This is a genomic window from Sphingopyxis sp., assembly GCF_035944815.1.
Classification (GTDB): domain Bacteria; phylum Pseudomonadota; class Alphaproteobacteria; order Sphingomonadales; family Sphingomonadaceae; genus Sphingopyxis.
Genome location: NZ_DASZAU010000012.1, coordinates 52,025 through 75,553 on the forward strand (window position 1 = coordinate 52,025; position 23,529 = coordinate 75,553).

A 23,529-nucleotide genomic window follows, 5' to 3' on the forward strand; every position below is an offset into this window, starting at 1 on the left:
ATCTCACAACGGAATATTGTCATGCTTCTTCCACGGGTTTTCGAGCTGCTTGTTCCGCAGCTTCCTTAACCCCAGCGCAATCCGCCGCCGCGTCGAGTGCGGGTAGATCACTTCGTCGATATACCCCCGCTGCGCCGCGACGAACGGGTTGGCGAAACGATCTTCATATTCCTTCGTACGCTCGGCGATTTTTTCGGGGTCGCCGATGTCGCTGCGGAAGATGATTTCCACCGCGCCCTTTGCGCCCATCACCGCGATCTCGGCGGTCGGCCAGGCATAGTTCAAATCGCCGCGCAGATGCTTCGACGCCATCACGTCGTACGCGCCGCCATAGGCCTTGCGCGTGATCACCGTGATCTTGGGCACCGTCGCCTCGGCATAGGCGAAGAGCAGCTTCGCGCCATGCTTGATGATGCCATTATATTCCTGCGCGGTGCCGGGCAGGAAGCCGGGGACGTCGACGAAGGTGACGATCGGGATTTCGAACGCGTCGCAGAAACGGACAAAGCGCGCGGCCTTCTTGGACGAATTGATGTCGAGCACGCCCGCGAGCACCAGCGGCTGGTTCGCAACGATGCCGATCGTGCGCCCCTCGATCCGTCCGAAGCCGCAGATGATGTTGCCCGCATGCGCCGGCTGCACCTCGAAGAAATCGCCTTCGTCGACCGTTTTGCGGATCAGCTCGTGCATGTCGTACGGCTGGTTCGCATTGGGCGGGATCAGCGTGTCGAGGCTCTTGTCCTCACGGTCATAGGGGTCGCTCGTGGGGCGGACCGGGACTCCGCTGCGGTTGTTTTCGGGCAAATAGTCGAAGAAATCGCGCGTCGCGAGCAGCGTCTCGATATCATTCTCGAATGCGATATCGGCGACCGAGCTTTTGGTCGTGTGCGTGATCGCGCCGCCCAGTTCCTCCTGCGTCACCACCTCGTTGGTCACCGTTTTGACCACGTCGGGCCCGGTGACGAACATATAGCTCGAATCCTTCACCATGAAGATGAAGTCGGTCATCGCGGGGCTGTAAACCGCACCGCCTGCGCACGGCCCCATGATCAGGCTGATCTGCGGCACGACGCCCGACGCCAGCACATTCTTCTGGAACACGTCGGCATAGCCGCCCAGCGAGGCAACGCCCTCCTGGATGCGCGCGCCGCCGCTGTCGTTGAGCCCGATGACCGGCGCGCCCGCGAGCATCGCCTTGTCCATCACCTTGCAGATCTTTTCGGCATGGCGTTTCGACAGCGATCCGCCGAACACGGTAAAATCCTGACTGAAGACATAGACGAGGCGGCCGTTGATCGTTCCCGACCCGGTGACGACGCCGTCGCCCGGGATCTTCTGCGCATCCATGCCGAAATCGACGCAATCATGCTCGACATAGGTGTCGAGTTCCTCGAACGATCCTTCGTCGAGCAGCACGTCGAGCCGCTCGCGCGCGGTCAGCTTGCCCTTGGCATGCTGCGCATCGATGCGCTTTTGCCCGCCGCCCAGGCGGGCGGCGGCGCGGCGGCGTTCCATTTCGGCGATATTGGCGGACATGCGGCTCTCCGATTGTGTCTCGAATGCGCCGTCTGCCTCCGTCGGCGCTCTGATGCAAATGCGAATTTGCAAAGTTGCAAAGTCGATATTTGCAAAGTAGCCTGCGCGCCATGCAGCCAACGCGCCTCTACGCTGGGCGACAACTTCGCCAACTTCGGGAAACCCGCGCGATCCGGCAGGCCGACTTCGCGGGCCAGCTCGGCATCTCGGCCTCCTACCTCAGCCAGATCGAGCATGACGACCGCCCGCTCACGCCGGCGCTCCTCGACCGCCTCCAAAAACTCTTCCCGCTCGAATGGGAAGAGGTCGCCGCCGACGCCGGCGACCGCCGTGCGGCCGCGCTGCGCGAGGCTGTGGCCGATCCGCTGTTCGCCACCTCGCCCCTGCCCCCCGAACAGCTCGAACGCGCCGCGCTCCAGCAACCGCAGCTCGCCGACCAGTTCGTCGCGCTCCACGCCGCCTATCGCCGCGCGGGTCAGCGGCTGCAGATCATCGACGAGGCGCTGACCGGCGGCACAGCCGAGGGCAGCCGCCTGCCGTGGGAAGAGGTACGCGACTGGTTCCACGACGCGGGCAATTATGTCGACAGCATCGACCGCGCCGCCGAGACGCTCGCCGCGCAATTGCGGGGTCGCGACCCGTCGCCCGCGATCGAGACGATCGAGCGCCGGCTGCGCGACGCGCTAGGTATCTCGATCGTCTATCGACAGGCACAGGCGCTGCGAGATTTCGACGCGACGATGCGCCATCTGGTGATCGACCCGTCGCAGCCGGCGGAGACGCGCCGCTTCCAGCTGGCGCACCAGCTCGCCGCGCTGGCTCTTGCAAACGAGATTGCGGCGGTCGTCGAAGCGTCGCCGCTACGCACCGCCGCCGCGCGTCAGCTGCTGCATGTCGGCCTAGCCAACTATGCCGCGGGGGCGGTACTGATGCCTTACGCTCCCTTTCGGGCGAGCGCACGCGCGGTGCGACACGATCTCGACCGTCTGCGCCTCGAATATGGGGTCAGCTTCGAGCAGGCGTGTCACCGCCTGTCGACGCTCCAGCGTCCAGGCGCGCGCGGTATCCCGATGTTTTTCTGCCGCGTCGACATGGCGGGCAATATCACCAAGCGGCACAGCGCCACCCGGCTGCAATTCGCGCGCTTCGGCGGCGCATGCCCGTTGTGGATCGTCCACGAAGCGGCCGCGATCCCCGATCGCATCCTGTTCCAGCTCGCCGAAACGCCCGATGGCCTGCGCTATGTCTCGATGGCGAAAGGGCTGGTGAAACCGTCGGGCAGCTATGCACGCTCGCCCCGTCGCTACGCCGTCGCCCTGGGATGCGAGGCGCAATATGCCGCCGATTTCGTCTATGCCGACGGCGTCGATGTCGCGGCGCCGCAAGCGGCAACACGCATCGGATCGTCGTGCCGCATCTGCCCGCGCGACGATTGCGACCAGCGCGCCTTCCCGCCCAGCGACCGCCCGATCCTCGTCGATCCCGACCGGCGCGACGTCGTGCCGTACCGGATCGGCTAGCCGTCGACCGCCAGCTCCGCATCGAGGAAGTCCAGAAAAGCGCGAATGCGGGCTGCAGCGCGATCCTCGGGCGCGTAGAGCGCATGGATATCCTCGCCATCGCCGGGATTGAAATCGGGCAGCACCTCGACAAGTCGCCCTGCCTTCAGGTCCTGCGCGACGTGAAAATGGCCGTGCCGCGCGATGCCGCCGCCGGCGACCGCCATCTGGCGCACGACCTCGCCCGAATTGCCGAAAAAGCTGCCGTGGACGGGGCGCTGGACGATCCTGCCGCCGACGCGAAACGGCCAGCTGTCGACCGAACGGCGAAAGCTGAATCGCAGGCAATCATGCCTATCCAGATCGTCGGGCGTTAGCGGCGTCCCGCGCCGCGCCAGATAGTCCGGACTGGCGACCAGCAGCATGCGGCTATGTCCCAGCTTCTTGGCGCGCAGGCTCGTGTCGCGCAGCGGCCCGATGCGGATCGCAACGTCGGCGCGCTCTTCGACCAGATCGACGATCGCGTCGGACAGCGCCAGGTCGATGGTGATATCGGGATAGCGCGCGGTAAAGCGCGGCAGGATCGGTAGAAGCCCCATCGTGCCGATCGACGGCGACGCGTTGATGCGGAGCAGCCCGCGCGGCCCCTGCCCCTCCAATCCCAGCCCTGCCTCGACGCTCGCAATGTCGGCGAGCAGCACGCTCATCCGCTCGCGATAGGCCTGCCCCTCGGCCGTCAGCGCGAGCGACCGCGTCGTGCGGCGCATCAGCGTGACGCCAAGGCGCTGCTCGAGCCGGGCGATGCTGCGGCTCACCGCCGAGGGTGTGAGCCGCAACGTCTTCGCCGCCGCCGCAAGGCTGCCGCCGTTCGCCACCGCCAGAAACGTCTCGATATCGCCGAACCGGTTATCCATCGCCATTCCTGATTTTGAATCATCACTGAAATGATGAAGCGCATTCTAATCAACAATAAGGCGCGACGCTATCTTCGCTGCATCGAACAAGCACAAAGTCGTGAAAGGAACTCCGTCATGGACCTGAAACTCAAAGGCAAGACCGCCATCGTCACCGGATCGACCGCCGGCATCGGCTTCGCGATTGCCAAACGCCTCGCCGAGGAAGGCGTCGACGTCGTCATCACCGGACGCAATCAGGCGAAACTGGACGAAGCCGCTGCCGAACTGGCGAAATCGGGCACGATCCGCGCCGTTCTCGCCGATCCGGCCACCGCCGAAGGCGCCGAAGCGCTCATCGCCGCGGTCCGGGACACCGACATCCTCGTCAACAATCTCGGCATTTATGAAGCTAAGCCCTTTGCCGAAATCAGCGACGCCGACTGGCACAATATCTTCGAGGTCAATGTGGTGAGCGGCGCGCGGCTGTCGCGGCACTATTTCCCGAAGATGCTCGAAAACAACTGGGGCCGCGTGATCTTCATCGCCAGCGAAAGCGGCCTGCTGCCGCCCGCCGAGATGATCCATTACGGCATGACCAAGACCGCGCAGCTCACGATCGCACGCGGCCTCGCCGAGCAAACGAGGGGCACCGGCGTCACCGTCAACAGCGTGCTGCCGGGGCCGACGCGGTCGGAAGGCATCACCGACTTCATCCGGTCGGTCGTATCGAACCCCTACGCCCCCGAGGCCGAGCGCGAAAAGGCCTTTTTCGAGGAACTCCGCCCGCTGTCGCTGATCCGCCGCCTGATCGAAGCCGACGAGATCGGCGCCATGGTGACCTATCTCGCGAGCCCGCTCGCCGCAGTCACCAACGGCGCCGCGATCCGCGCCGAGGGCGGGATCGTTCCGACGATCGCCTAGACCTTCACGATCCCACGCTCGATCAGACTATGCGCCGTCGCGAGGATCGCTTCCTCGGGCGGTCGCATCGTCCAGCCGAGCCGCTCTATCGCATGGCTGCTGTCGCCGCCGCGGACATTACCGAGTTCGGCGACCACCTGCTTGAGCTCGGGCCGAAAGATCGCAAGCGTCTTGAGCAGCCAGTCGGGCATCCGGCGCGTCGGCACCTTGCGCGCCTGCTCGCCGAGGTTCGCGGTCAATATGTCCGCGACTTCGACGAACTTCAGGAAGGGGCCGGAGCAGACGAAGCGATCGTCGCGGATGCCGTCGACTGTCAGCGCACGATAATGCATGTCGGCGACGTCGCGCACATCGATGATGCCAAAACCTACATCGGGGCACATCGGCACCTTGCCCTCGAGCAATTGCTTAACCAGCTCGATCGACGTCGACAGATCGTCGGACAGCAAGGGCCCGAATACCGCCGCCGGATTGACCGACGCAAACTCCATATCGCCGCCCTCGGCCGCCATCCAGTCGCGTGCGGCGCGCTCGGCGACGGTTTTCGAGCGCGGATAGGGCATGACCTCGGGATTATCGAGATTGGTCCAGTCGGCCTCATTGTAGATGTCGCGCCCCTTGCCGTGCCCATAGGCGATCGCGGCCATCGACGAGGTCAGGACAAAACGCCCGACTCCCGCGGATCTTGCAAAACGCAACGCCCGCAGCGCGCCCTCGCGCGCCGGGATCACCAGTTCGTCGGCATGTTTGGGCACATCGAGCGGAAAGGGCGAAGCGACATGCGCGACGCGGCTGCAACCCGCCATCGCCTCTGCCCAGCCCGCATCATTTTCCAGATCGGCAGCGAAGAAATGCAGCCTGGCGTTGTCGATGTTCAGCCAGCCGCGAACCTCGCCCTCGCGCTTGAGGCTGCGAACGGTCGTGTTCACTGACCAGCCATTGTCGATCAACTGCCGGATCAGGAAGCCCGCGATATAGCCGCTGCCCCCGGTGACCAGTGCCCTACCCGCCATGCGCGCCTCCCGTCCCGTTCGGCAGGAAGATAGCGTATCGGATCCTATTTCAGAAGCACCAGTTCCTCGGCCATGCTCGGGTGCAGCGCGACCGTCGCGTCGAAATCGGCCTTGGTCAGCCCGGCCTTTACGGCGATGGCGGCGGCTTGCAGGATTTCGGGCGCGTCGGGGCCAATCATGTGCAGCCCGACGACCTGGTCAGTCGCCGCATTGACGATCATCTTGTACAGCGCGCGCTCGTTGCGGCCCGCGAGGACATTCTTCATCGCGCGGAAATCGCTGGTGTAGACGCGGATCGAACCGAGCTTGTTGCGCGCCTCGGCCTCGGTCATCCCGACCGCCCCGATCGGCGGGTGGCTGAACACCGCGCTCGGGACATTCTGATAGTCGACCACCGTCGGCTTGCCGCCATAGAAGGTGTCGGAGAAAGCCTGCCCCTCGCGGATTGCCACGGGCGTGAGCTGGATGCGGTTGGTGACGTCGCCGACCGCGAAGATGCTCGGCACCGACGACTGGTTGCGTTCGTCGACCTTGATCGCACCGTCCTTGTCGAGTTTGACGCCGACCTCTTCGAGCCCGATGCCGCGGCTGTTCGGCACGCGCCCTGCCGCAACCAGCACCGCGTCGGCCTGCATCGGCTCGCAGCCTTCCAGATGGACGGTCAGTGATCCGTCGTCATTCTTTTCGATCGACCGAAACGGTGCGTTGAACTTGAAATCTATGCCCTTCGTCATCGAAATCTGGAGCAGCCGGTCGCGGATCTGTTCGTCATAACCGCGCAGGATCGTGTCGCCGCGATTGACGATCGTCACCTTGCTGCCGAATTCGTTGAAGATGCCGGCGAACTCGTTGGCGATATAGCCGCCGCCCGCGATCACGACCCGCTTCGGCAGCGTTTCGAGATGGAAGACCTCGTTCGAGGTGATCGCATGTTCGCTGCCCGGAAATTCGGGAACATGCGGCCAGCCGCCCGTCGCGACCAGGATGCGCTCGGCAGTGAGTTCGGTCCCGTCGGCGAGCCGCACCTTCTGCGGACCGACAACCGTCGCACGCGTCCTGAGGACCGTCACCTTGTGATTGTCGAGCGTCTGGCCATAAAGGCCTTCGAGCCGGTCGACCTCGGCGAGCACATTGTCGCGCAGTACCGGCCAGTCGAATTTGCAATCGGGCACGTCCCAGCCGAACTTGCGCGCATCGTGGATATCTTCGGCAAAATGGGCGCCATAAACGAGCAGCTTCTTGGGCACGCACCCGCGAATGACGCAAGTGCCGCCGACCCGATACTCTTCGGCTACCGCAACGCGTGCGCCGTGCGACGCCGCAATGCGCGAGGCGCGGACGCCGCCCGAACCGGCACCGATGACAAAGAGATCATAGTCGAAATCGCTCATGGAAAACCCCTGAATTGGACAGGCAGGCATTCGCGCCCGGCGCCTATGTGGTTACACGGGCGCAGCTTGCCAATCGAAATTTGCGTTCAGTGACAGCGGCGCGGCCTCAGTCGCCGAGCGCCGCCTGCATCAGCGCCTGCGTCGCCGCGTCGAACTCGACCGTGCCTTCGGCCAGCCCCTTCGCCATCTCCTTGCCCAACTCGACCCCGAACTGGTCGAACGGGTTGATCCCGAGCAGCACGGCATTGGCAAAGACGCGGTGCTCGTAAAAGGCAATCAGCGCACCAAGGCTGCGCGGCGTCACCTGATCGAGCAGGATCGTCGTCGAGGGACGGTTGCCGGGATAATTGCGTGCACCGTCCTCGCTCGCACGCCCCGTCATCAGCGCCGCGCCCTGCGCAATGCAGTTGGCGACGAGCGTTTCGTGGTGCGCATCGTCGAGCAGATGATCGGGTTCGCGCGCAACGACGAACTCGACCGGGGTCAAGTGCGTGCCCTGATGGAGCAACTGGAACACCGCATGCTGCGCGTCGGTGCCGACACCGCCCCAGGTGATCGGCGCGGTCTGCTGCGCGAGCGGCTGTCCGTCGAAGGTCACCGACTTGCCGTTCGATTCCATTTCGAGTTGCTGCAGATAGTCGGGAAGCAGGCGCAGCCGCTCGTCATAAGCGAACACCGCGCGCGTCTGGCAACCGAGGCGGTTGGCATAGATCTGGTCGGCAAAGGCCGCGAGCAGGCAGATATTGTCGGCGCTGTCGGCCAGCCGGAAATGACGGTCCATCTCCCCCGCGCCTTCGAGCAGGTCGGCGAAGGCATCCCACCCAAGCGCGAGCGCCGCCGGGAAGCCGATCGACGACCAGAGCGAATAGCGTCCGCCGACGGTTTCGTTGAACGGGAGGATGCGCGTTTCGTCGATCCCCCATTCCATCGCGCGCTCGGGCTTGGCGGTCAGCGCGATAAAGCGGCCGAGCGGATCTTCGACGCCCGCCTCGCCCAGCCATTGCAGTGCAGAACTGGCGTTGAGCAGCGTCTCGGTGGTCGTGAAGGTCTTGGATGCGACGGCGACAAGCGTGTGTTCGGGGCTGAACTTCGCAAAGGCTTCGTCGAGCGCCGCGCCGTCGACATTCGATACCACCGCGACGTCGTAACGATCGCTGTGGCGGCCGAGCGCGTCGACGAGCAGATCGGGGCCGAGTGCCGATCCGCCGATACCGATATGCAGCAGGTGGCGGATCTCCCCGAACGCGCCCGCCTCGATCGCATCGACCATCATCCGCATCCGTTGATGCAGCGCCTGCGCGACATGCACCGATTCCGGCGCTCCGTCGCCACGTTCGGCGCTATGTTCGGCGGCGCGGCCCTCGGTCGGGTTGGCGATGCCGCCGGCAAAAAGCGTCTTGCGGCGCCCGTCGAAATCCTGCGCCGCCGCAAGATCCGACAGCGTTGCAATCGCGGCATCGTCGAGATGCGTCTTGGCGAAATCGAAACGGATATCGGCGACGCTCCGCACCAGCGCCTGCAGCCGCCTTTGCGGATCGGCCGCGACCAGATCGGTCAGCTTTTGCGGCTGCCAGTCGGAAAGGGCCTGCCAGGCCTGCGGAGCGGTCGTCATGCGCATCTGTCCTCGAAGGAGTGAATCTTCCGATTTTCTCTAGGCCCCCGTACCCCCGGGCGCCAGTGCCGTCCGCCGATATTTGCTTGACGTGGCAACCTATTCATAGCCAATGCCGCGGCATGACCAATGCCAGCTTTACCGCCGATGTGACGCCCCCGACCGAGCCCGCGCCGCCCGCCCCCACCCCGGCACCGGTGTCGGCCAAGGAAGAAGCGGTCGACACCGTCCGCTTCCTCGCCCTGCTCGCAATCGCGGTGTTGATTTTCCGCAGCTTTTTCCTGTCGCCCTTCAACATCCCGTCGGAATCGATGCAGCCGCGCCTGCTGATCGGCGACTATCTGCTCGTGAACAAAATGGCCTATGGCTATTCGAAATACAGCCTGCCGTTCAGCGTGCCGCTGATCCCGGGCCGTATTTTCCCGCGCACACCCGAACGCGGCGACGTCGTCGTGTTCAAGGCGCCGCCGGTCAACGACAATGATTATATAAAGCGCGTCATTGGCCTGCCCGGCGACAGCGTGCAGGTGAAGGACGGCATCGTCTGGCTCAATGGCACCCCGCTGAAGCGCGAAGCGATGCCCGACCTCGTCATCCCGGTCACCCAGAACATGATCGACGCGTCGCGCGCGACGGGCACGCTGCCTTGCTACTCGATGGAGTTCGAAGAGGTCGCTGCCGACGGCCAGCGCCAGTGCCGCTACAAACAGTTCAAGGAAACGCTGCCCGGCGGTAAAAGCTATGCAATCCTCGACATCACCAACATCCCCGAGGACAATACCCCGCTCGTCGCCGTTCCCGCAGGCCATTTGTTCCTGATGGGCGATAATCGCGACCGCAGCGCCGACAGCCGTTTCCCCGCGATGGAAAATCAGGGCATCGGCCTTGTTCCCGAAGAAAACCTCGTCGGCCACGCGCTCGTCGGCATGTTCTCGACCGACGGCTCCGCGAGCTGGTTCAACCCGATCAGCTGGTTCACCGCCGCGCGCTGGAGCCGCATCGGGGACGGTTTTTGAACGACGCGCTCGATACCGGGGCGCTCGCCGGCATCATCGGCGACGCTCCGGGCGATCCGGCGCTCTACGACTTGGCGCTGACGCATGGCAGTACCGGACGCGCCGATTATCAGCGGCTCGAGTTTCTCGGCGATCGCGTGCTCGGGCTCGTGATCGCGGCCGAACTCTACACCCGCTTTCCGATGGCGAGCGAGGGCGAGATGTCGTCCCGGCTGCACGTGCTGGCATCGGGCGCGACTTGCGCCGCAGTCGCGCGCAAGCTCGACCTGACCGGGCTTATCCGTTTTGGCGCGCAGGCGCGCAACGATGGCGGGCGTTACAGCGACAATATCGCCGCCGACGCGATGGAGGCCTTGATCGGTGCGCTCTGGCTCGACAAGGGCGCCGATGCCGCACGCAGCTTCATCCTGGCGCACTGGAACGAGATGATCGACGGGCAGCAGGCCGCGCCGAAACATCCCAAGGCGGCGCTCCAGGAATGGGCGCTGGCGCGCAAGCGACGCCCGCCCGAATATGAGATCGTGTCGCGCGAAGGCCCCGACCATGCGCCGCGCTTTCGCGTTGCGGTGAGCGTCGGCAAGCTCGCCCGCGCCGAAGCCGAGGGCGCATCGAAACAGGCGGCCGAAAAGGCCGCAGCGGCGGCGCTGCTCGCCGAACTTGAAGGAATGAAACCATGACCCACCGCTGCGGATTTGTCGCCGTCGTCGGCGCGCCCAATGCGGGCAAATCGACGATCGTCAACGCGCTCGTCGGCCAGAAGGTCGCGATCGTCAGTCCGAAGGCACAGACGACACGCACGCGCCTGATGGGCGTCGCGATGGACGGCGAAGCCCAGATCGTCCTGATCGATACGCCCGGCATTTTTGCGCCGACGCGCCGGCTCGACCGCGCGATGGTCGCCGCCGCCTGGGGCAGCCTCGAGGAAGCCGAAGCGATCCTCGTCATGGTCGACGCCGCGGCGAAACTGACGGGCCGCGTCGAGCGCGTACTCGAAGGCATCGCGAACCGCCCCGAAAAGAAATATCTGGTGCTCAACAAGGTCGACCTGACCAAGAAGGACAAGTTGCTCACCATCGCGACCGACCTCAACGCCCGGGTTGCCTTCGACGAAACCTTCTTCATTTCGGCCAGCAGCGGCGACGGCGTGCCCGAACTCAAGGCGCATCTCGCCGAACTGATGCCCGAAGGTCCGTGGCATTTCCCCGAGGACGAGGTCAGCGATGCGCCCGAACGCATGCTGGCGGCCGAAATCACGCGCGAGCAGCTCTATCGCCAGCTCCACGAGGAACTGCCCTATCAGTCGACCGTCGAGACCGAGCTGTTCAAGACGCGTCCCGACGGCAGCGCCGAAATTCACCAGCAAATCTTCGTCGCACGCGACAACCAGCGCGCGATCGTGCTCGGCAAGGGCGGCGCGCGCATCAAGGAAATCGGTGCCCGCGCTCGCGCCGAACTGACCGAATTGATGGGCCGCAAGGTCCACCTGTTCCTGCACGTCAAGGTGAAGGAAAATTGGGACGAGGACCGCAGCGTCTATCGCGACATGGGGCTCGACTGGGTCGATTGAGGACGGCGCCCGAAGGCGCCGCCTACCTCAACTCGTCGTTTCGCGAACCAGCGTGATCCGTACCTTTCCGTCGCTCGACCGCATCCGCAGCCGATCGCCGTCGACCCAATAGCGCACGCGCAGATCGCCGTCGGGGACATAGATTTCCTTCTCGTTGATCTGGAAATCCTGATACATTTCGCCTTCACCGCGCAGAGGACGCTGGAAATAGGTGATAAATTCCTCGTCCTCGGTGAACTCCACCGTATCGCCGCGCGACAGATCTTCGACCCCATCCAGCGACACGACGCGCCATTTGCCGATCACACGCATCGGTTGAATCGCTTGCAATTCCAGCATCACCGGGTCGTCTTCTGCGACAGCGACGAATGCGACCGGCGACGGAGCGTTTGACCCGACAGCCGCCAGCGGCTGCATGGTCTTCGGCGCCTCACCGGCATAACCGGCGTAGATCGCCGCCTTGCCGCGCATCGTGCCGACGAGTTCGACTTCATTCTTCAGATCAGCGAAATCGACCGCCGTCAGCCGGTTGTTGATACCGTCAAGCAGCGCAAAGGCTGCCTTCGGGTTGCCGTCATGATGGAAAGCGCGCGTCGCGGCGTTCAGCGATACATATTCGTCGATCAATATCTGTGCGAGGCGCAGATTCTTGTGCGGAGCATCCGAAGGCGCCCCGACGCTCACGGCATCGTTATGCTTGCCGCCATCGAGCGCGCTGACATAGCTGAGCCGCACATCCATCAGCGGCGCCTGACCGTCCAGCGTGGCGGCCGGCAGGTTTGCCCGGCGGTCGGCTTTGGCCAGCGAGGCATAGATGCCACCGCCGTTCGACGACAGGAATACCGAGGGAATGGTGATTGCAACGGCGCCGTCGCGCCCTTCGCTCATCATCCCGTCCGGCACGCCGAACACGCCGCTGATCTTGTATCCCGGATGCGGGGCGAGCGTCATCACCAGATCATGCGCGACCTCGCTTACCATGTTGCGAAATTCCTTCCCCATCAGTTCGCCGCCCTTTCCGGGACCGTCGACGAAGAAGAGGTTGCCGCCGCGAACGCTGGACACTTTGGTCGCCAGCCTGCCGTCGAACTGGACCCCGACCCCGATGGTGGTCAGGCCAATACCCTTCCGCGACGCTTCCTCGGCCATGCCCATGAAACTGGCGGCGTCGGTACGGCCGACGTTCGGCTGTTCGTCGGTGAACAGCATCATGCGGACTGCGCCGTCAAAGGATCCGGCTTCCTTGAACGCGGCGTCATAGCCGAGCTTGAGACCCGCCTCCATATAGGTCGATCCCATGATCTCGATCGCGTCGATGGCGTCGTGCAACGCCTGTTTGTCACCGCTCGCAGCGGTGGGTTGCAAATGCACCTTGCTATCATCGCCATAGATGACGATGCCCAGCCGGTCCTGCGCACCAAGCTGATCGACCAGCGCATGCAGCGCCGCTTTCACATTGGTCATCGGATTACCCGACATCGACCCGGACCGGTCGACGACGGCCATAACGCTCGTCGGGCCGCGCTTCAGCTTGTCGGCATCGACATTGCTGTCGAAAGCCAGCCCCACGAACAGCCGGTCGTCGGGCCGCGTCGGCAGGTTTGCCGCCATCGACTGCACGTTCAGGCAAAACAGTTTTGCGCACGCCGCCGTGGACGGGAGCGTCAGATCATGATCGCCCATCAGTCCTTCGACCGTCAGCGATTCGGGGCGTGGCAGCGTCGTCGCCGTCAGCGCCATCGAACGGAAATGCTGGATATCCTGTGCACCGCCCTGGCGAATGCGCGTGCCGGTGACGATGACCTCGCTGAGACTCTCATCATCGTCCTGCGCGACATCTTGCGCGAAGGCCGAAAACGGCGCGGCGGTCGCCAGCAGCGCCAGCGTGGTCAACGATGCGTGGAAGAATTTGAAGCTTGCCATGTCCGCTCTCCCAAATCCCTGTTATCGGGAGAGGAAAGCTATCATGAATGCCGGCGCAACCGTAACGGAAAATGCGCATCCCCTGCCCCGCTTTCGGACGCTTGGAATCAGATCCGTCGGCAATCGTTCGGCGGCGGATTGCCGTCGAAGCGCGAAGTGATCCAGCCGATCGTTTCCTGCGCGCTGTCCTTTGCGCTCGCGCCATGGTCGCCCGTCATGTCGATCCAGCGCGTTGGGGTTCCGCGTTTGCACACTGCCTTTGCGAACTTGCGCGTGACCGCGGGGGCGACGATCGTGTCCTTGCTGCTCTGCGCAATGAGTAACGGCCCCGGAACGCGCGCCGGATCGACGCTGTTGGCGCGCTCGAACGAGGCAAAGGGTTCGATCTTCGCGATATCCTTGTTCTTCGTCGCGCGGGCGATGGTCAGGATGCCGAGGATGGTACCGAGCTTCGGCTTCTTGTTGAAGCTGACGCAATTATTCTCGGACAGCCGGCGGATGATACCCTGATTGGTCCGGTTGGTGATGCTGTCGAGCGAGAAATCGTAGAGGGTCGACCAGCTGTGGAGCGCGAAGGAGAGCAGCAGCGCGCGCGCATTCTTGTCGCTCCCCTGCGCGAGGTTGGCGCCCAGGTCGGTCGGCGGCGCCGCTGCGGCGGTGGCGACCAACGTCAGGTCGGGCGCATAGGAGCGCGCCTGCACGGCCGTCCACAAGGCGGCGTGGCCGCCCTGCGATTCACCCCAGACGGCGAAGCTGCTCCCTGCCGCTGCACCCGGAATCTCACGCGCCGCCCGCACGGCGTCGAGCACGGCGTTCGCGGTATCCTGTCCGACGAGAAACGGATGCATCGTCTGGCTGGCAAGCCCGATATAATCGGGCGCGACGACGACATAGCCGCTGCGAACCGCGTTCATCCCCGCCGAATATTCAAAGAAGTTCGGGCTGAGCGACGGCGCGCATTTTTCGGCGACGCCCCATGCGCCGTGGGTCCAGGCGATGACACGGCGCGGGCGCGGCGGGATCGCTTCCATCGGCGCAGCGACGACGCCCGTGACCGCTAGGCGCTGGCCGCTCCCGTTCGTGGTCCAATATTGCACGCGCCACGCTTGCGTTCCGGGCGGCGTGTCGGTCATCGGCTGAGCCGAGATCAGATAGCGCGATGGCTGTGCCGCAGCGGGCGGCGACAGCGCAGACAGGATGGCGAGCAGGATTACGGCATAGAAATGGCGCATCGAAAGACCTCCCGATGCGCCACCCTATCACGGCTCTTCTGCTGCGCAAACGCCGTGCGTTAACGCTATTCGGCCGCAGCCTTCTTCTTTGCCGGTGCCTTCTTGGCCGTAGGCTTTTTTGCCGCAACCTTCTTCTTCGGTGCGGCCTTCTTCTTGCCCTTCGCCGGCCCCTTCGCCGCGCGCGCGTCGATCAGCGCGATCGCCTCTTCGAGCGTGAGCGTTGCAGGGTCGGCGGTCTTGGGCAGCGTCGCATTGGTCGTGCCGTCGGTCACGTAAGGACCGAAGCGCCCCTCCATCAGCTTCATCTCGCCGCCGCTCGTCGGATGCGGGCCGAAGGTGTTGAGCGGCTCGGCCTTGGTCCGCCCGCGCCCGCCGCCCGCAGCAGCCTCGGCGATGCGAACGACCGCAGCGTTCATGCCGATGTCAAAGATTTCGGCGGTGCCCGTCAGCTTCGCATATTTGCCGTCGTGGAGCAGATAGGGGCCATAGCGCCCCAGCCCCGCCATGATCGGCTTGCCGCTTTCGGGATGCACCCCGACCTCGCGCGGCAGGCTCAAAAGCCGCAGCGCATAATCGAGGTCGAAATCCTCGCCCGGGATATCCTTCGGGATCGACGAGCGCTTTGCCTCCTTGCCGTCGCCGAGCTGGATATACGGCCCGAAGCGCCCGCTACGCTTCGTGACTTCCAGCCCGCTTTCGGGGTCGTTGCCCAGCGTCTCGGGCCCCGTATCGGCGCCGTCGCTACCACCCGGCTGCGCAAATTTTCGCGTATATTTGCAATCGGGATAATTGCTGCACGCGATGAAAGGCCCGAATTTGCCGCCGCGCAGCGCCAGCCGCCCGGTGCCGCAATTGGGGCAGAGGCGCGGGTCGCTGCCGTCGCCCTTGTCGGGGAAGAGATAGGGGCCGAGGAACTCGTCGAGCGCCGCGGTGATCTCCGACGGCTTCTGCTCCATCACCTCGCCGGTGCGCGGCTTGAAATCGCGCCAGAAACGTTCGAGCACTGCCTGCCATTGCGCGCGGCCGCCCGAGACGTCGTCGAGCTCTTCCTCGAGCCCGGCGGTGAAGTCGTAACCGACATAGCGTTCGAAGAAGCGTTCGAGGAACGCCGTCAGCAATCGCCCGCTTTCCTCGGGGATGAAGCGGTTCTTTTCGACCGTCACATAGGCGCGGTCCTTCAGCACCTGCAGGATCGACGCATAGGTCGACGGGCGCCCGATGCCGAGCTCCTCCATCTTCTTGACGAGGCTCGCTTCCGAATAGCGCGGCGGCGGCTGCGTCTCGTGGCTCTCGACCTCGACGCCGGTCTTCGCCGGTGCGTCGCCCTTCGCCATCGCGGGCAGCAGGCGCGCGTCGTCATCGTCGCCCGCATCGTCGCGGCTTTCGTCGTAGAGCGCGAGAAAGCCAGGGAATTTCACGACCTGCCCCGTCGCACGCATCACCGTCTTGCCGGTGCCGTCGGACAGATCGACGCTCGTGCGTTCGAGCCGTGCCGACGCCATCTGGCTCGCGAGCGCACGCTTCCAGATCAGCTCGTATAGCCGCGCATGATCGCCGCTCCCCGCCTTATCCTTCGAAAAATCGGTCGGGCGGATCGCTTCGTGCGCTTCCTGCGCATTCTTCGCCTTGGTCTGGTACTGACGCGGCTGGTCGGGGACATAGCCGCCATCGTAGCGCGTCGCGATCGCCTTGCGGGCCGCGCTGATCGCGCTGCCGTCCATCTGGACACCGTCGGTACGCATATAGGTGATCGCGCCATCCTCGTAGAGCGCCTGCGCGATGCGCATCGTGTGGCTTGCCGAGAAGCCCAATTTGCGCGCCGCTTCCTGTTGCAGCGTCGAGGTCGTGAAGGGCGGCGGCGGGTTGCGCGTCAGCGGCTTCGTTTCGACCGTATCGACGGTGAAATGGCCCGCCTTCACATCGGCTTCGGCGGCGCGTGCGTCGGCTTCGTTGGTGATCGAGAGGCGCTCGATCTTGTCGCCCTTCCATCGGGAAAGGCGCGCCTTGAACGGCGTACCGCCCATTTCGAACAGCCCGGTGACCGACCAATATTGCTGCGCAACAAAGGCCTCGATCTCGCGCTCGCGCTCGACCACCAGCCGCAGCGCGACCGACTGCACGCGCCCCGCCGACTTCGCGCCGGGCAGCTTGCGCCACAGCACCGGCGACAGGGTGAAGCCGACGAGATAGTCGAGCGCGCGGCGCGCACGATAGGCGTCGATCAGGTCGGTATCGAGTTCGCGCGGATGCGCCATCGCGTCGGTCACCGCCTGCTTCGTGATCGCGTTGAAGGTCACGCGATCGACCGATGCCGGCAGCGCCTTCTTCGCGCGCAGCAATTCCTGCACATGCCAGCTGATCGCTTCGCCCTCGCGATCAGGGTCGGTCGCGAGGATCAGGCGGTCGGCGCCCTTGGCCGCGTCCTGGATTTCCTTCAGCCGCTTCGCCTTGTCGGGATAGAGCTGCCATTGCATCGCAAAGCCGTCGTCGGGATCGACCGATCCGTCCTTGGGCGGCAGGTCGCGGACATGGCCATAGGACGCCAGAACCTTGAAATCGCGACCGAGATATTTCTCGATCGTCTTCGCCTTTGCGGGCGATTCCACAATCACCAATTGCATTGAAAAACTCGTTCCCCGAAAACTATTACGTACGTACGCGCGAGGGTGGCGCGGCTGGCGAGATCGTCAACTGAAAATTTTCTGAAGCTCGCGGGTCGGCGGCTCGATCACCGTCAACAGCGCAACCGCCGCAAGATACCCGCCGACGATGCCGGTTGAGGAGCAAAGATTCAATATGAATTGCATCAGGAATTCCTCGCCACCGAAAAAACCGGACATATGGCCCGCAAGCCAGAAGGGCCCCACCGACAGGGCCGCCATGATGATCGACAGGGCAAGCGCCGCCGGCCAATGCGCCTCCAGCAGCCGCCAGCTCCGTTCCATCGCGGCGCGGCGCCCGCCTCCATCGAGGATCAGGATGCTCCCCGCGAGATACCAGCGCGACGCGACGTAGAGACCGGGCAGGATCAGCAACAGCAGGCCAAGCGTTATCCCGAGCGCGATCAGAATCGCTTGCAGGACAACGCCGAGGCTCTGCGCGACACCGAGCGTCGGCGCCGCGCCCAGCCGCGTCAGCGCCTCGCCGGTCAGCCAGACCTGCACCCCGGTCAGGATCACCCAATAGGCGATCGCGACGCTCAACTGGAGTCCGATGTCTAGCTTTACGCTGGCGTCGGACATGACGCCCAGCGACGCGACGAGCAACCACGCAACGGCTATGGTCGCCGGCATCGCAGCGATCAATTGCCCGATCCGCCGCAGCGCCGGACCAAAAAGGCTGGCATCGAATTGCATCTTGTCCCCGTGGCCCGAGTATCAGGCGCGGGGTGTGGCGGGCGCACCACCGCCGCGTCAAGCGGATAACGGCGCGCCGCCCGTCATCAGGATCAACGCAGCGCGCCGAGCCGCCCGACCAGCATCGCGCTGGCGAGGCTCGCCGCTTTCGCCGCGCCCTCCTCATAATTGCCCGGCTTGGCGGTGAACTGGAACTTGCGCGTCTTGCCGAAGCGCAACCCGCCAAAGCCCGCGACGGCGGCAAGGCCGCCCGCGACGTTCGCGCCCGACTGGAGCGCCTTGTCGGTCCCGCTCGATGCATCCGCCTTTTCGACAAACTCCCCCTCGACCGCGACCGGTGCCTTGATCGTGATCACCGACTGTTTTCCGCTCGGCGCGATCAGCGTGATGCGCGAATAATCGGCGCTGACCGACAACGCGCTATTCACCTGAAGCCCGCCGAAACTGAAGGCGCCGGGGCGCTTCTGCTGCGAAAAGTCGATCAGGTAGACGACATCGACCACGCCGACGCCAGCCTCGCGCGCATAGTTGGTGAGCGCCATGCCCGCCTGCCCCGCCGACATGTTGATCCCCATGCTGCTCATGCCGGACCCCGTAAAGTCGCCCGGGATCATCAGCAGCGACGGCAGCGCCGACGGCTTGAAATAGGTCGCCTTGCCCTTGCTCCCTTTTTCCAGCGCGAGGTTGATATCGAGCGGCACTGCCTGCGACTTCGTCTTCGCGAGCGCCGGATGACCGAACAGGTCGCCCACCGCCTGCACCGAATAGCCGCCGGCGGAGAGTTGCGCGACGAAATCGGCATAGGCGGCATCGGCAATCGCCTGCATCATTTCGGGCGTCACGCCGACAAGTTCGCTCTTCGCCTTGGTCGTACCGCCGAATGCGCCCATCAGCCCGCCCGATGCCGCGGTGCGGTCGATCGATTCAAAGATAAAGCCGACGTTGAAGGCGCCGATCGCGACGGTCGAAACGCCTTTCGCATGCGCCGGGCCGGCGACCTTCACCGGTTCGGCGTCCTTGGCAGCGATGTTGGCGGGATGAGCCATCAGCGCGAGCGCGGCGACGGCCAAAAACAATGTCTTCATGGGTCCTACCTCCGACCCCTCACCCTGCCAGCCGACCCCACCGACCGAAGAGAGAGGTTAATCGAAGCAACCCACGGCCCCCGCATCGGTCAGATGCGGGGGTGTGTCAATGGCGTGACGTCAGAGCCTTATCCGTTCTGCCATTTGAAGTCGGCGGGCAGGATGCATTTGCCGGCGTCATATTTGCCGACGCTGCGGATGATTTCCTGATCCTCGGGCTCGATCCGGCGGCCGCTGATCTGGCTGTCGATCACGCGGCGCACCAGCGCGTCGAGCTTGGTCACCAGATAACAGTCGACGGCCGGCGGCGCGTGCGGATTGCCCACCCCGCTGTCGTCGGTCAGAAACAGGTAGCGCGACTGGGTCGCCGCCGCCATCGCGCGCATCGCATATTCGGCCTTGTCGGCGACACCCGACGCGGCAACCGGCGTGATGTGGATCCGCTTCGCACGCGCAACCTCGGCCGCCGCCCAGGTCCGCCCGAACTTGTCGTCGTGCGGCGGCGCGTCGGCGACGAGCAGCAGCGACTTCACCGCATCGGGGCGCCAATCCTGTCCGACCGCACGGATCATCGCCTGATCCATCGCTTCGGGGTAATCGCCGCCACCGTTCGCATCCTGCCGCGCCAGCGCGCCCTGCACGCGCCCGATGTCGCGATCGAACGCGACCGTGCGCGTGACATAATCGTCGCCGAGGTCGCGGTAGAAGACAAAGCCGATACGGATATCGAGGTCGCGATGCTTCGCAGTGATCGCGCCGATGATCGAGCGCAGTTCGGCCTGCAGATAGTTGATCTCGTCGCCCATGCTCCCCGTCGTGTCGACGACCAGCATCAGGTCGAGCTTCGTCGCTTTCGTTGCCGCCCGATTGGCGGTGAGCCCGACGAGTTGGCCGCCCGCGGCGTTGGAGACGAGCACAGGCCGCGCGTCGGCGATGTTCCGCCCCGCCTTGCGCGCCGAAACGGTGATGCGCTCGCTCAGCCGGTCGAGGCCGGGGAAGAACACCGCGCTGCCGTCGGCCTGCGTCGCCATGGTGATGCTGTTGCCGTCGCTGCACGTCACGACGACATCAGCGAAGGGAATCGGCTGGCCGTTGCGGTCGTTGACCTTGACCGTCACGACGCGCGTGGTGTCGACGCGCGGCAAGCTGCGCACCTCTTGCCCCAGGTCGCCGCTACGCCCGACATAGGCGGCATAAAGTTCGGGATTGAGCAGATCATCATGCTCGCCCGCGGTCAGCAAGCCGGATTGCGGCTGCGGTTGCGGATAGGGCCGCGGTGGCGGCACCGGCGACGGCCGCGCGACATAGTCCGCGGAGGATCCGGGCGCCGGCGGGGCCATCTTCGCCGAGCTTTCACTGGCGCGCGCCGCGCCGGTCACCACAACCTCTGAGGACTCGGCGGCATCGTACACCGGTGCGGGCGGCGGCGGCGGCGGTGGAGGGGGCGGCGGCGCCGACATCGGAGGCTCGGGTGCGACAACAGGCGACGGCGCCGCAGGATAGGCTTCGGGCGCCATCTCTTCGGCCCGTTCACGCACGCTGCCGCCATGCGTCTTGCGGCCACCGTTCGCCTGCTGCTGCGGCCGGACCTCCGGATCGATCTGTGGCAGCGGGCCGGCATTCCGGCAAAACCCCTGGTCGGGCATCGGTACCGATCGTGCCATCGCCACCGGGATCGGCGCCGGTGCCGATGCAAGCACCGCAGCCATCGTCACACCTGTCATGAGCCGGCTTCGCATCATCAAACTCTCCACTATGTGATACAATATCATCAACCTGTCGCTCGGCCGCTGAACCGTGGCTGAACCGCGATGAACTGTTGTATTGCGGGGCGTTAGCGCGCTATGCGGCCGATCACAGGAGTGAAATCTTTGCTCCGGCATGGCGCTCGACGCGTCCCGCCAGCTCAAGCTCGAGCAGGATCAGCTGCACCGTTGCCGCCCCCTGCCCCGATTGTCGCACCAGCTCGTCGACAGCGACCGGCGTCGGCCCCAGCAGGTCCACGAGCGCGCGGCGCTCGCCATCGCCCGCATCGATCGGCACGGATGCGCCGGCATATCGCGACGGCGGCTCACGAACCATCCGTGCATCGATCGGTCCGACCGCTTCCAGCACATCGTCGACCGTCTGGATCAGCGTCGCGCCTTCGCGGATCAGCAGGTTGCAGCCCTGCGCGCGCGGGTCGAGCGGCGATCCTGGCACCGCCATCACCTCGCGGCCATAATCGCCCGCGCGCCGCGCCGTAATCAGCGAGCCCGACCGCGGCGCCGCCTCGATCACCACCGTCCCGTGCGCCAGCCCTGCGATGATCCGGTTGCGCGAGGGAAAATGTCGCGCAAGCGGCTCGGCCCCCGGCGGCTGTTCGGCAACCAGCAACTGGTCGCTTGCGATCTTTTCCTGCAACGCCGCATTCTCGGGCGGAAAGGCGATGTCGATCCCGCTCGCGATCACCCCGACCGTCGATCCGCCGAGCGCGCCGATATGCGCCGCCGTATCGACGCCGCGCGCCAGGCCGCTCACGACCGTTATGTCGCGCGCCACCAGATCGGCGGCGAGCTGCCGGGCGAAGCGGCATGCGACCGCCGACGCGTTGCGGGCGCCGACGATCGCGACGCACGGACGGCGCAGCATCGCGGTGTCGCCGCGCACCACGACCACGGGCGGCGCACCCTCGACCTCGCGCAGCAGCGGCGAATAATCATCCTCGTCGCTGAAGACATGCCGCGCGCCCAGTTGCGCGGCGCGCTCCAGCTCGCGTTCGGCGATTTCGGCGGGCGCGAGCCGCGCCTTCCCCGCCCCGCCGCGCAACGCAAGGTCGGGCAAGGCGGCGAGCGCGGCCTCGCCCGATCCGAAACGCTGCATCAACTGATGCCAACTGACCGGCCCGACATGCGGCGTGCGGATCAACCGCAACCGCGCGAGCCGTTCGGCATGTGTCACGCGGCGTCCTTCTTGCCACCGATCCGCGGTTCGGTCCCTGCGCGCAGCCGGGCGATATTTTCGCGATGCCGCCACAGCACGATCACCGCGAGTCCGGCCAGGCCGACGGCATAGACCGGATAACCAAAGCCAAGCGCGGCGATCGGCGCCGACACCGCACCCAGCATCCCGCCGAGCGACGAGATGCGCGCGAGCAACACGGTGCCGATCCAGACCACCGCAAAGACCAGCCCGATCGGCCATGCCAGCGCGAGCGCGAGGCCGAGCAGCGTCGCAACACCCTTGCCGCCGCGAAAGCGCAGCCAGACAGGGTAGCAATGGCCGATCATCGCGGCCGCACCGGCGATCATCGCAGCATGGTCGCCCAGTTCTGGAACGAAGTGCCGCGCGAGCACGACCGCGACCGCACCCTTGGCGCCGTCGAGAACCAGCGTCGCCGCCGCCAGCCCCTTGCGCCCGGTACGCAGCACATTGGTCGCACCGATATTGCCCGACCCGATCTGGCGCAAATCGCCCGCGCCGAACAGGCGCGTCAGGATGACGCCAAAGGGGATCGAGCCGAGAAGATAGCCGACAGCGACCAGCAAAAATAAGGTCATGAAAATCCCCGCTCCGTTTCGGCTCCACCCCGTTTCGGTTAATGTGGCGATGTTGGCCGACGCAATCAATCGATTAGGAGCCGGCCCCGCCAAAATGGATTTGATAGCTAGCGCTGCCGCCTGCTAGGCGATACCCATGCACGACCCCGCACCCGACGCGCCCATCCTTTTCTTCGACAGCGGCCTTGGTGGGCTCACTGTGCTTGGCCCGACGCGCGCGCTGCTGCCGACCGCGCCGATCGTCTATGCCGCCGATTACGCTGGCCTGCCTTATGGCAAGAAGACGAACGAAGAACTTGCCGCGCGCGTCCCTGCCCTTCTCGGGCGCCTCGTCGAACGCTATCAACCGCGGCTTGCGGTCATCGCATGCAACACCGCCTCGACGATTGCTCTTGCGCACGTCCGTGCCGCGCTCGACCTGCCGATCGTCGGCACTGTCCCGGCGATCAAACCTGCGGCAGAGATGACGAAGAGCGGGGTGATCGGGGTTCTCGGAACCGAGGCGACCGTGCGCCAGCCCTATGTCGATGACCTTTCGGCGCGTTTCGCGGTCGGCAAGACCGTGCTCCGTCACGGCAGCCCCGGCCTCGTCACCGCAGCCGAGGCGAAACTCCGCGGTCAAGGACCGAACTGGCCTGCGATAGATCGTGCCATCTCGGGCCTGCGCGACCAGCCCGGCGGCACCGATATGGACGTCATCGTCCTCGCCTGCACCCATTTCCCGCTCTTGCAGGATGAACTGCAAGCGGTCGCCGGCGCGCATGTCCGGTTGATCGACGGCGCGGCAGGCATCGCACGGCGCATCGCGCATCTGACCGAGGGACAGCCGTGGCCAGCCACGGCAATGCCCGGCGTTGCCGTTTTCACGCGCAGCGAAGAGCGGCCTCCGCCGCCCCTCGCCGCACTCGCCCCTTATGGCATCGGATCGATAGAGACGATCTGA

19 protein-coding genes are annotated in these 23,529 nt (G+C 65.2%); 6 read left to right on the plus strand and 13 right to left on the minus strand.

Annotated features, from left to right (window positions below; translation table 11 throughout):
• Nucleotides 1-3: 3 nt before the first annotated feature.
• On the minus strand, nucleotides 4-1,536 hold the full coding sequence (locus VGU00_RS16945; RefSeq protein WP_327470620.1) for an acyl-CoA carboxylase subunit beta: 1,533 nt from the start codon (nucleotides 1,534-1,536) through the stop codon (nucleotides 4-6).
• 110 nt (nucleotides 1,537-1,646) lie between these two features.
• Between VGU00_RS16945 and VGU00_RS16950 the strand changes: the two genes are divergently transcribed.
• A complete protein-coding gene (locus VGU00_RS16950) occupies nucleotides 1,647-3,056 on the plus strand; it encodes a helix-turn-helix domain-containing protein (RefSeq protein WP_327470622.1) in 1,410 nt (469 codons plus the stop codon).
• Here VGU00_RS16950 and VGU00_RS16955 read toward each other — a convergent pair.
• Nucleotides 3,053-3,949: a LysR family transcriptional regulator gene (locus VGU00_RS16955; protein WP_327470624.1), complete on the minus strand. Its 897-nt coding sequence runs from the start codon at nucleotides 3,947-3,949 to the stop codon at nucleotides 3,053-3,055. The genes VGU00_RS16950 and VGU00_RS16955 overlap by 4 nt on opposite strands.
• Before the next feature lie 117 nt (nucleotides 3,950-4,066).
• On the opposite strand from VGU00_RS16955, the gene VGU00_RS16960 reads away from it, so the two are divergent.
• The gene (locus VGU00_RS16960) at nucleotides 4,067-4,852 is read left to right on the plus strand and encodes an SDR family oxidoreductase (protein WP_327470626.1); all 786 of its coding nucleotides are present in this window, start codon (nucleotides 4,067-4,069) and stop codon (nucleotides 4,850-4,852) included.
• Here the strand turns inward: VGU00_RS16960 and VGU00_RS16965 are convergent.
• From VGU00_RS16965 to pgi, 3 genes are all read right to left on the minus strand, one after another.
• Nucleotides 4,849-5,865 (minus strand): NAD-dependent epimerase/dehydratase family protein, encoded by a 1,017-nt coding sequence (locus tag VGU00_RS16965; RefSeq protein WP_327470628.1) that lies wholly within the window; start codon nucleotides 5,863-5,865, stop codon nucleotides 4,849-4,851. The genes VGU00_RS16960 and VGU00_RS16965 overlap by 4 nt on opposite strands.
• A gap of 44 nt (nucleotides 5,866-5,909) precedes the next feature.
• A complete protein-coding gene (gene gor, locus VGU00_RS16970; RefSeq protein WP_327470630.1) occupies nucleotides 5,910-7,256 on the minus strand; it encodes a glutathione-disulfide reductase in 1,347 nt (448 codons plus the stop codon).
• Between the two features lie 106 nt (nucleotides 7,257-7,362).
• Nucleotides 7,363-8,868, minus strand: coding sequence for a glucose-6-phosphate isomerase (gene pgi / locus VGU00_RS16975; RefSeq protein WP_327470632.1), 1,506 nt, complete (start codon nucleotides 8,866-8,868; stop codon nucleotides 7,363-7,365).
• Between the two features lie 197 nt (nucleotides 8,869-9,065).
• Between pgi and lepB the strand changes: the two genes are divergently transcribed.
• The 3 genes from lepB to era are packed head-to-tail and all read left to right on the plus strand — an operon-like array spanning nucleotide 9,066 to nucleotide 11,451.
• Nucleotides 9,066-9,884: a signal peptidase I gene (lepB, locus tag VGU00_RS16980; protein ID WP_327470758.1), complete on the plus strand. Its 819-nt coding sequence runs from the start codon at nucleotides 9,066-9,068 to the stop codon at nucleotides 9,882-9,884.
• Nucleotides 9,881-10,561 carry a ribonuclease III gene (gene rnc / locus VGU00_RS16985; protein WP_327470633.1) on the plus strand — a complete coding sequence of 227 codons (681 nt, stop codon included), beginning with the start codon at nucleotides 9,881-9,883 and terminating at the stop codon, nucleotides 10,559-10,561. The genes lepB and rnc overlap by 4 nt, the downstream gene beginning before the upstream one ends.
• On the plus strand, nucleotides 10,558-11,451 hold the full coding sequence (era, locus tag VGU00_RS16990) for a GTPase Era (protein ID WP_327470635.1): 894 nt from the start codon (nucleotides 10,558-10,560) through the stop codon (nucleotides 11,449-11,451). The genes rnc and era overlap by 4 nt, the downstream gene beginning before the upstream one ends.
• 27 nt (nucleotides 11,452-11,478) lie before the next feature.
• Here era and VGU00_RS16995 read toward each other — a convergent pair whose 3' ends face one another.
• From VGU00_RS16995 to plsY, 8 genes are all read right to left on the minus strand, one after another.
• Nucleotides 11,479-13,374, minus strand: a complete 1,896-nt coding sequence (locus VGU00_RS16995; RefSeq protein ID WP_327470637.1) for a vWA domain-containing protein — start codon at nucleotides 13,372-13,374, stop codon at nucleotides 11,479-11,481.
• A 107-nt stretch (nucleotides 13,375-13,481) separates the two neighbouring features.
• Complete coding sequence (locus VGU00_RS17000) at nucleotides 13,482-14,606, minus strand: lipase family protein (RefSeq protein ID WP_327470639.1); 1,125 nt, start codon at nucleotides 14,604-14,606, stop codon at nucleotides 13,482-13,484.
• A 65-nt stretch (nucleotides 14,607-14,671) separates the two neighbouring features.
• Complete coding sequence (topA, locus tag VGU00_RS17005) at nucleotides 14,672-17,227, minus strand: type I DNA topoisomerase (protein ID WP_327470641.1); 2,556 nt, start codon at nucleotides 17,225-17,227, stop codon at nucleotides 14,672-14,674.
• Between the two features lie 66 nt (nucleotides 17,228-17,293).
• Complete coding sequence (locus tag VGU00_RS17010) at nucleotides 17,294-17,962, minus strand: hypothetical protein (protein WP_327470643.1); 669 nt, start codon at nucleotides 17,960-17,962, stop codon at nucleotides 17,294-17,296.
• Nucleotides 17,963-18,054: 92 nt separating this feature from the next.
• Nucleotides 18,055-19,047 carry a hypothetical protein gene (locus VGU00_RS17015; RefSeq protein WP_327470645.1) on the minus strand — a complete coding sequence of 331 codons (993 nt, stop codon included), beginning with the start codon at nucleotides 19,045-19,047 and terminating at the stop codon, nucleotides 18,055-18,057.
• A 128-nt stretch (nucleotides 19,048-19,175) separates the two neighbouring features.
• Nucleotides 19,176-20,789: a vWA domain-containing protein gene (locus VGU00_RS17020; RefSeq protein WP_327470647.1), complete on the minus strand. Its 1,614-nt coding sequence runs from the start codon at nucleotides 20,787-20,789 to the stop codon at nucleotides 19,176-19,178.
• 112 nt (nucleotides 20,790-20,901) lie between these two features.
• Nucleotides 20,902-21,987 (minus strand): DNA-processing protein DprA, encoded by a 1,086-nt coding sequence (dprA, locus tag VGU00_RS17025; RefSeq protein ID WP_327470649.1) that lies wholly within the window; start codon nucleotides 21,985-21,987, stop codon nucleotides 20,902-20,904.
• The gene (gene plsY / locus VGU00_RS17030; RefSeq protein WP_327470651.1) at nucleotides 21,984-22,586 is read right to left on the minus strand and encodes a glycerol-3-phosphate 1-O-acyltransferase PlsY; all 603 of its coding nucleotides are present in this window, start codon (nucleotides 22,584-22,586) and stop codon (nucleotides 21,984-21,986) included. The genes dprA and plsY overlap by 4 nt, the downstream gene beginning before the upstream one ends.
• A gap of 136 nt (nucleotides 22,587-22,722) precedes the next feature.
• On the opposite strand from plsY, the gene murI reads away from it, so the two are divergent.
• Nucleotides 22,723-23,529 carry a glutamate racemase gene (gene murI, locus VGU00_RS17035; RefSeq protein ID WP_327470653.1) on the plus strand — a complete coding sequence of 269 codons (807 nt, stop codon included), beginning with the start codon at nucleotides 22,723-22,725 and terminating at the stop codon, nucleotides 23,527-23,529.

Bases quoted from the DNA above. Each gene is read 5' to 3' on its own strand.
- VGU00_RS16945 (WP_327470620.1), bottom strand. From the start codon at position 1,536: ATGTCCGCCAATATCGCCGAAATGGAACGCCGCCGCGCCGCCGCCCGC.
- VGU00_RS16950 (WP_327470622.1), top strand. From the start codon at position 1,647: ATGCAGCCAACGCGCCTCTACGCTGGGCGACAACTTCGCCAACTTCGG.
- VGU00_RS16955 (WP_327470624.1), bottom strand. From the start codon at position 3,949: ATGGATAACCGGTTCGGCGATATCGAGACGTTTCTGGCGGTGGCGAAC.
- VGU00_RS16960 (WP_327470626.1), top strand. From the start codon at position 4,067: ATGGACCTGAAACTCAAAGGCAAGACCGCCATCGTCACCGGATCGACC.
- VGU00_RS16965 (WP_327470628.1), bottom strand. From the start codon at position 5,865: ATGGCGGGTAGGGCACTGGTCACCGGGGGCAGCGGCTATATCGCGGGC.
- gor (WP_327470630.1), bottom strand. From the start codon at position 7,256: ATGAGCGATTTCGACTATGATCTCTTTGTCATCGGTGCCGGTTCGGGC.
- pgi (WP_327470632.1), bottom strand. From the start codon at position 8,868: ATGACGACCGCTCCGCAGGCCTGGCAGGCCCTTTCCGACTGGCAGCCG.
- era (WP_327470635.1), top strand. From the start codon at position 10,558: ATGACCCACCGCTGCGGATTTGTCGCCGTCGTCGGCGCGCCCAATGCG.
- VGU00_RS16995 (WP_327470637.1), bottom strand. From the start codon at position 13,374: ATGGCAAGCTTCAAATTCTTCCACGCATCGTTGACCACGCTGGCGCTG.
- VGU00_RS17000 (WP_327470639.1), bottom strand. From the start codon at position 14,606: ATGCGCCATTTCTATGCCGTAATCCTGCTCGCCATCCTGTCTGCGCTG.
- topA (WP_327470641.1), bottom strand. From the start codon at position 17,227: ATGCAATTGGTGATTGTGGAATCGCCCGCAAAGGCGAAGACGATCGAG.
- VGU00_RS17010 (WP_327470643.1), bottom strand. From the start codon at position 17,962: ATGCAATTCGATGCCAGCCTTTTTGGTCCGGCGCTGCGGCGGATCGGG.
- VGU00_RS17015 (WP_327470645.1), bottom strand. From the start codon at position 19,047: ATGAAGACATTGTTTTTGGCCGTCGCCGCGCTCGCGCTGATGGCTCAT.
- VGU00_RS17020 (WP_327470647.1), bottom strand. From the start codon at position 20,789: ATGATGCGAAGCCGGCTCATGACAGGTGTGACGATGGCTGCGGTGCTT.
- plsY (WP_327470651.1), bottom strand. From the start codon at position 22,586: ATGACCTTATTTTTGCTGGTCGCTGTCGGCTATCTTCTCGGCTCGATC.
- murI (WP_327470653.1), top strand. From the start codon at position 22,723: ATGCACGACCCCGCACCCGACGCGCCCATCCTTTTCTTCGACAGCGGC.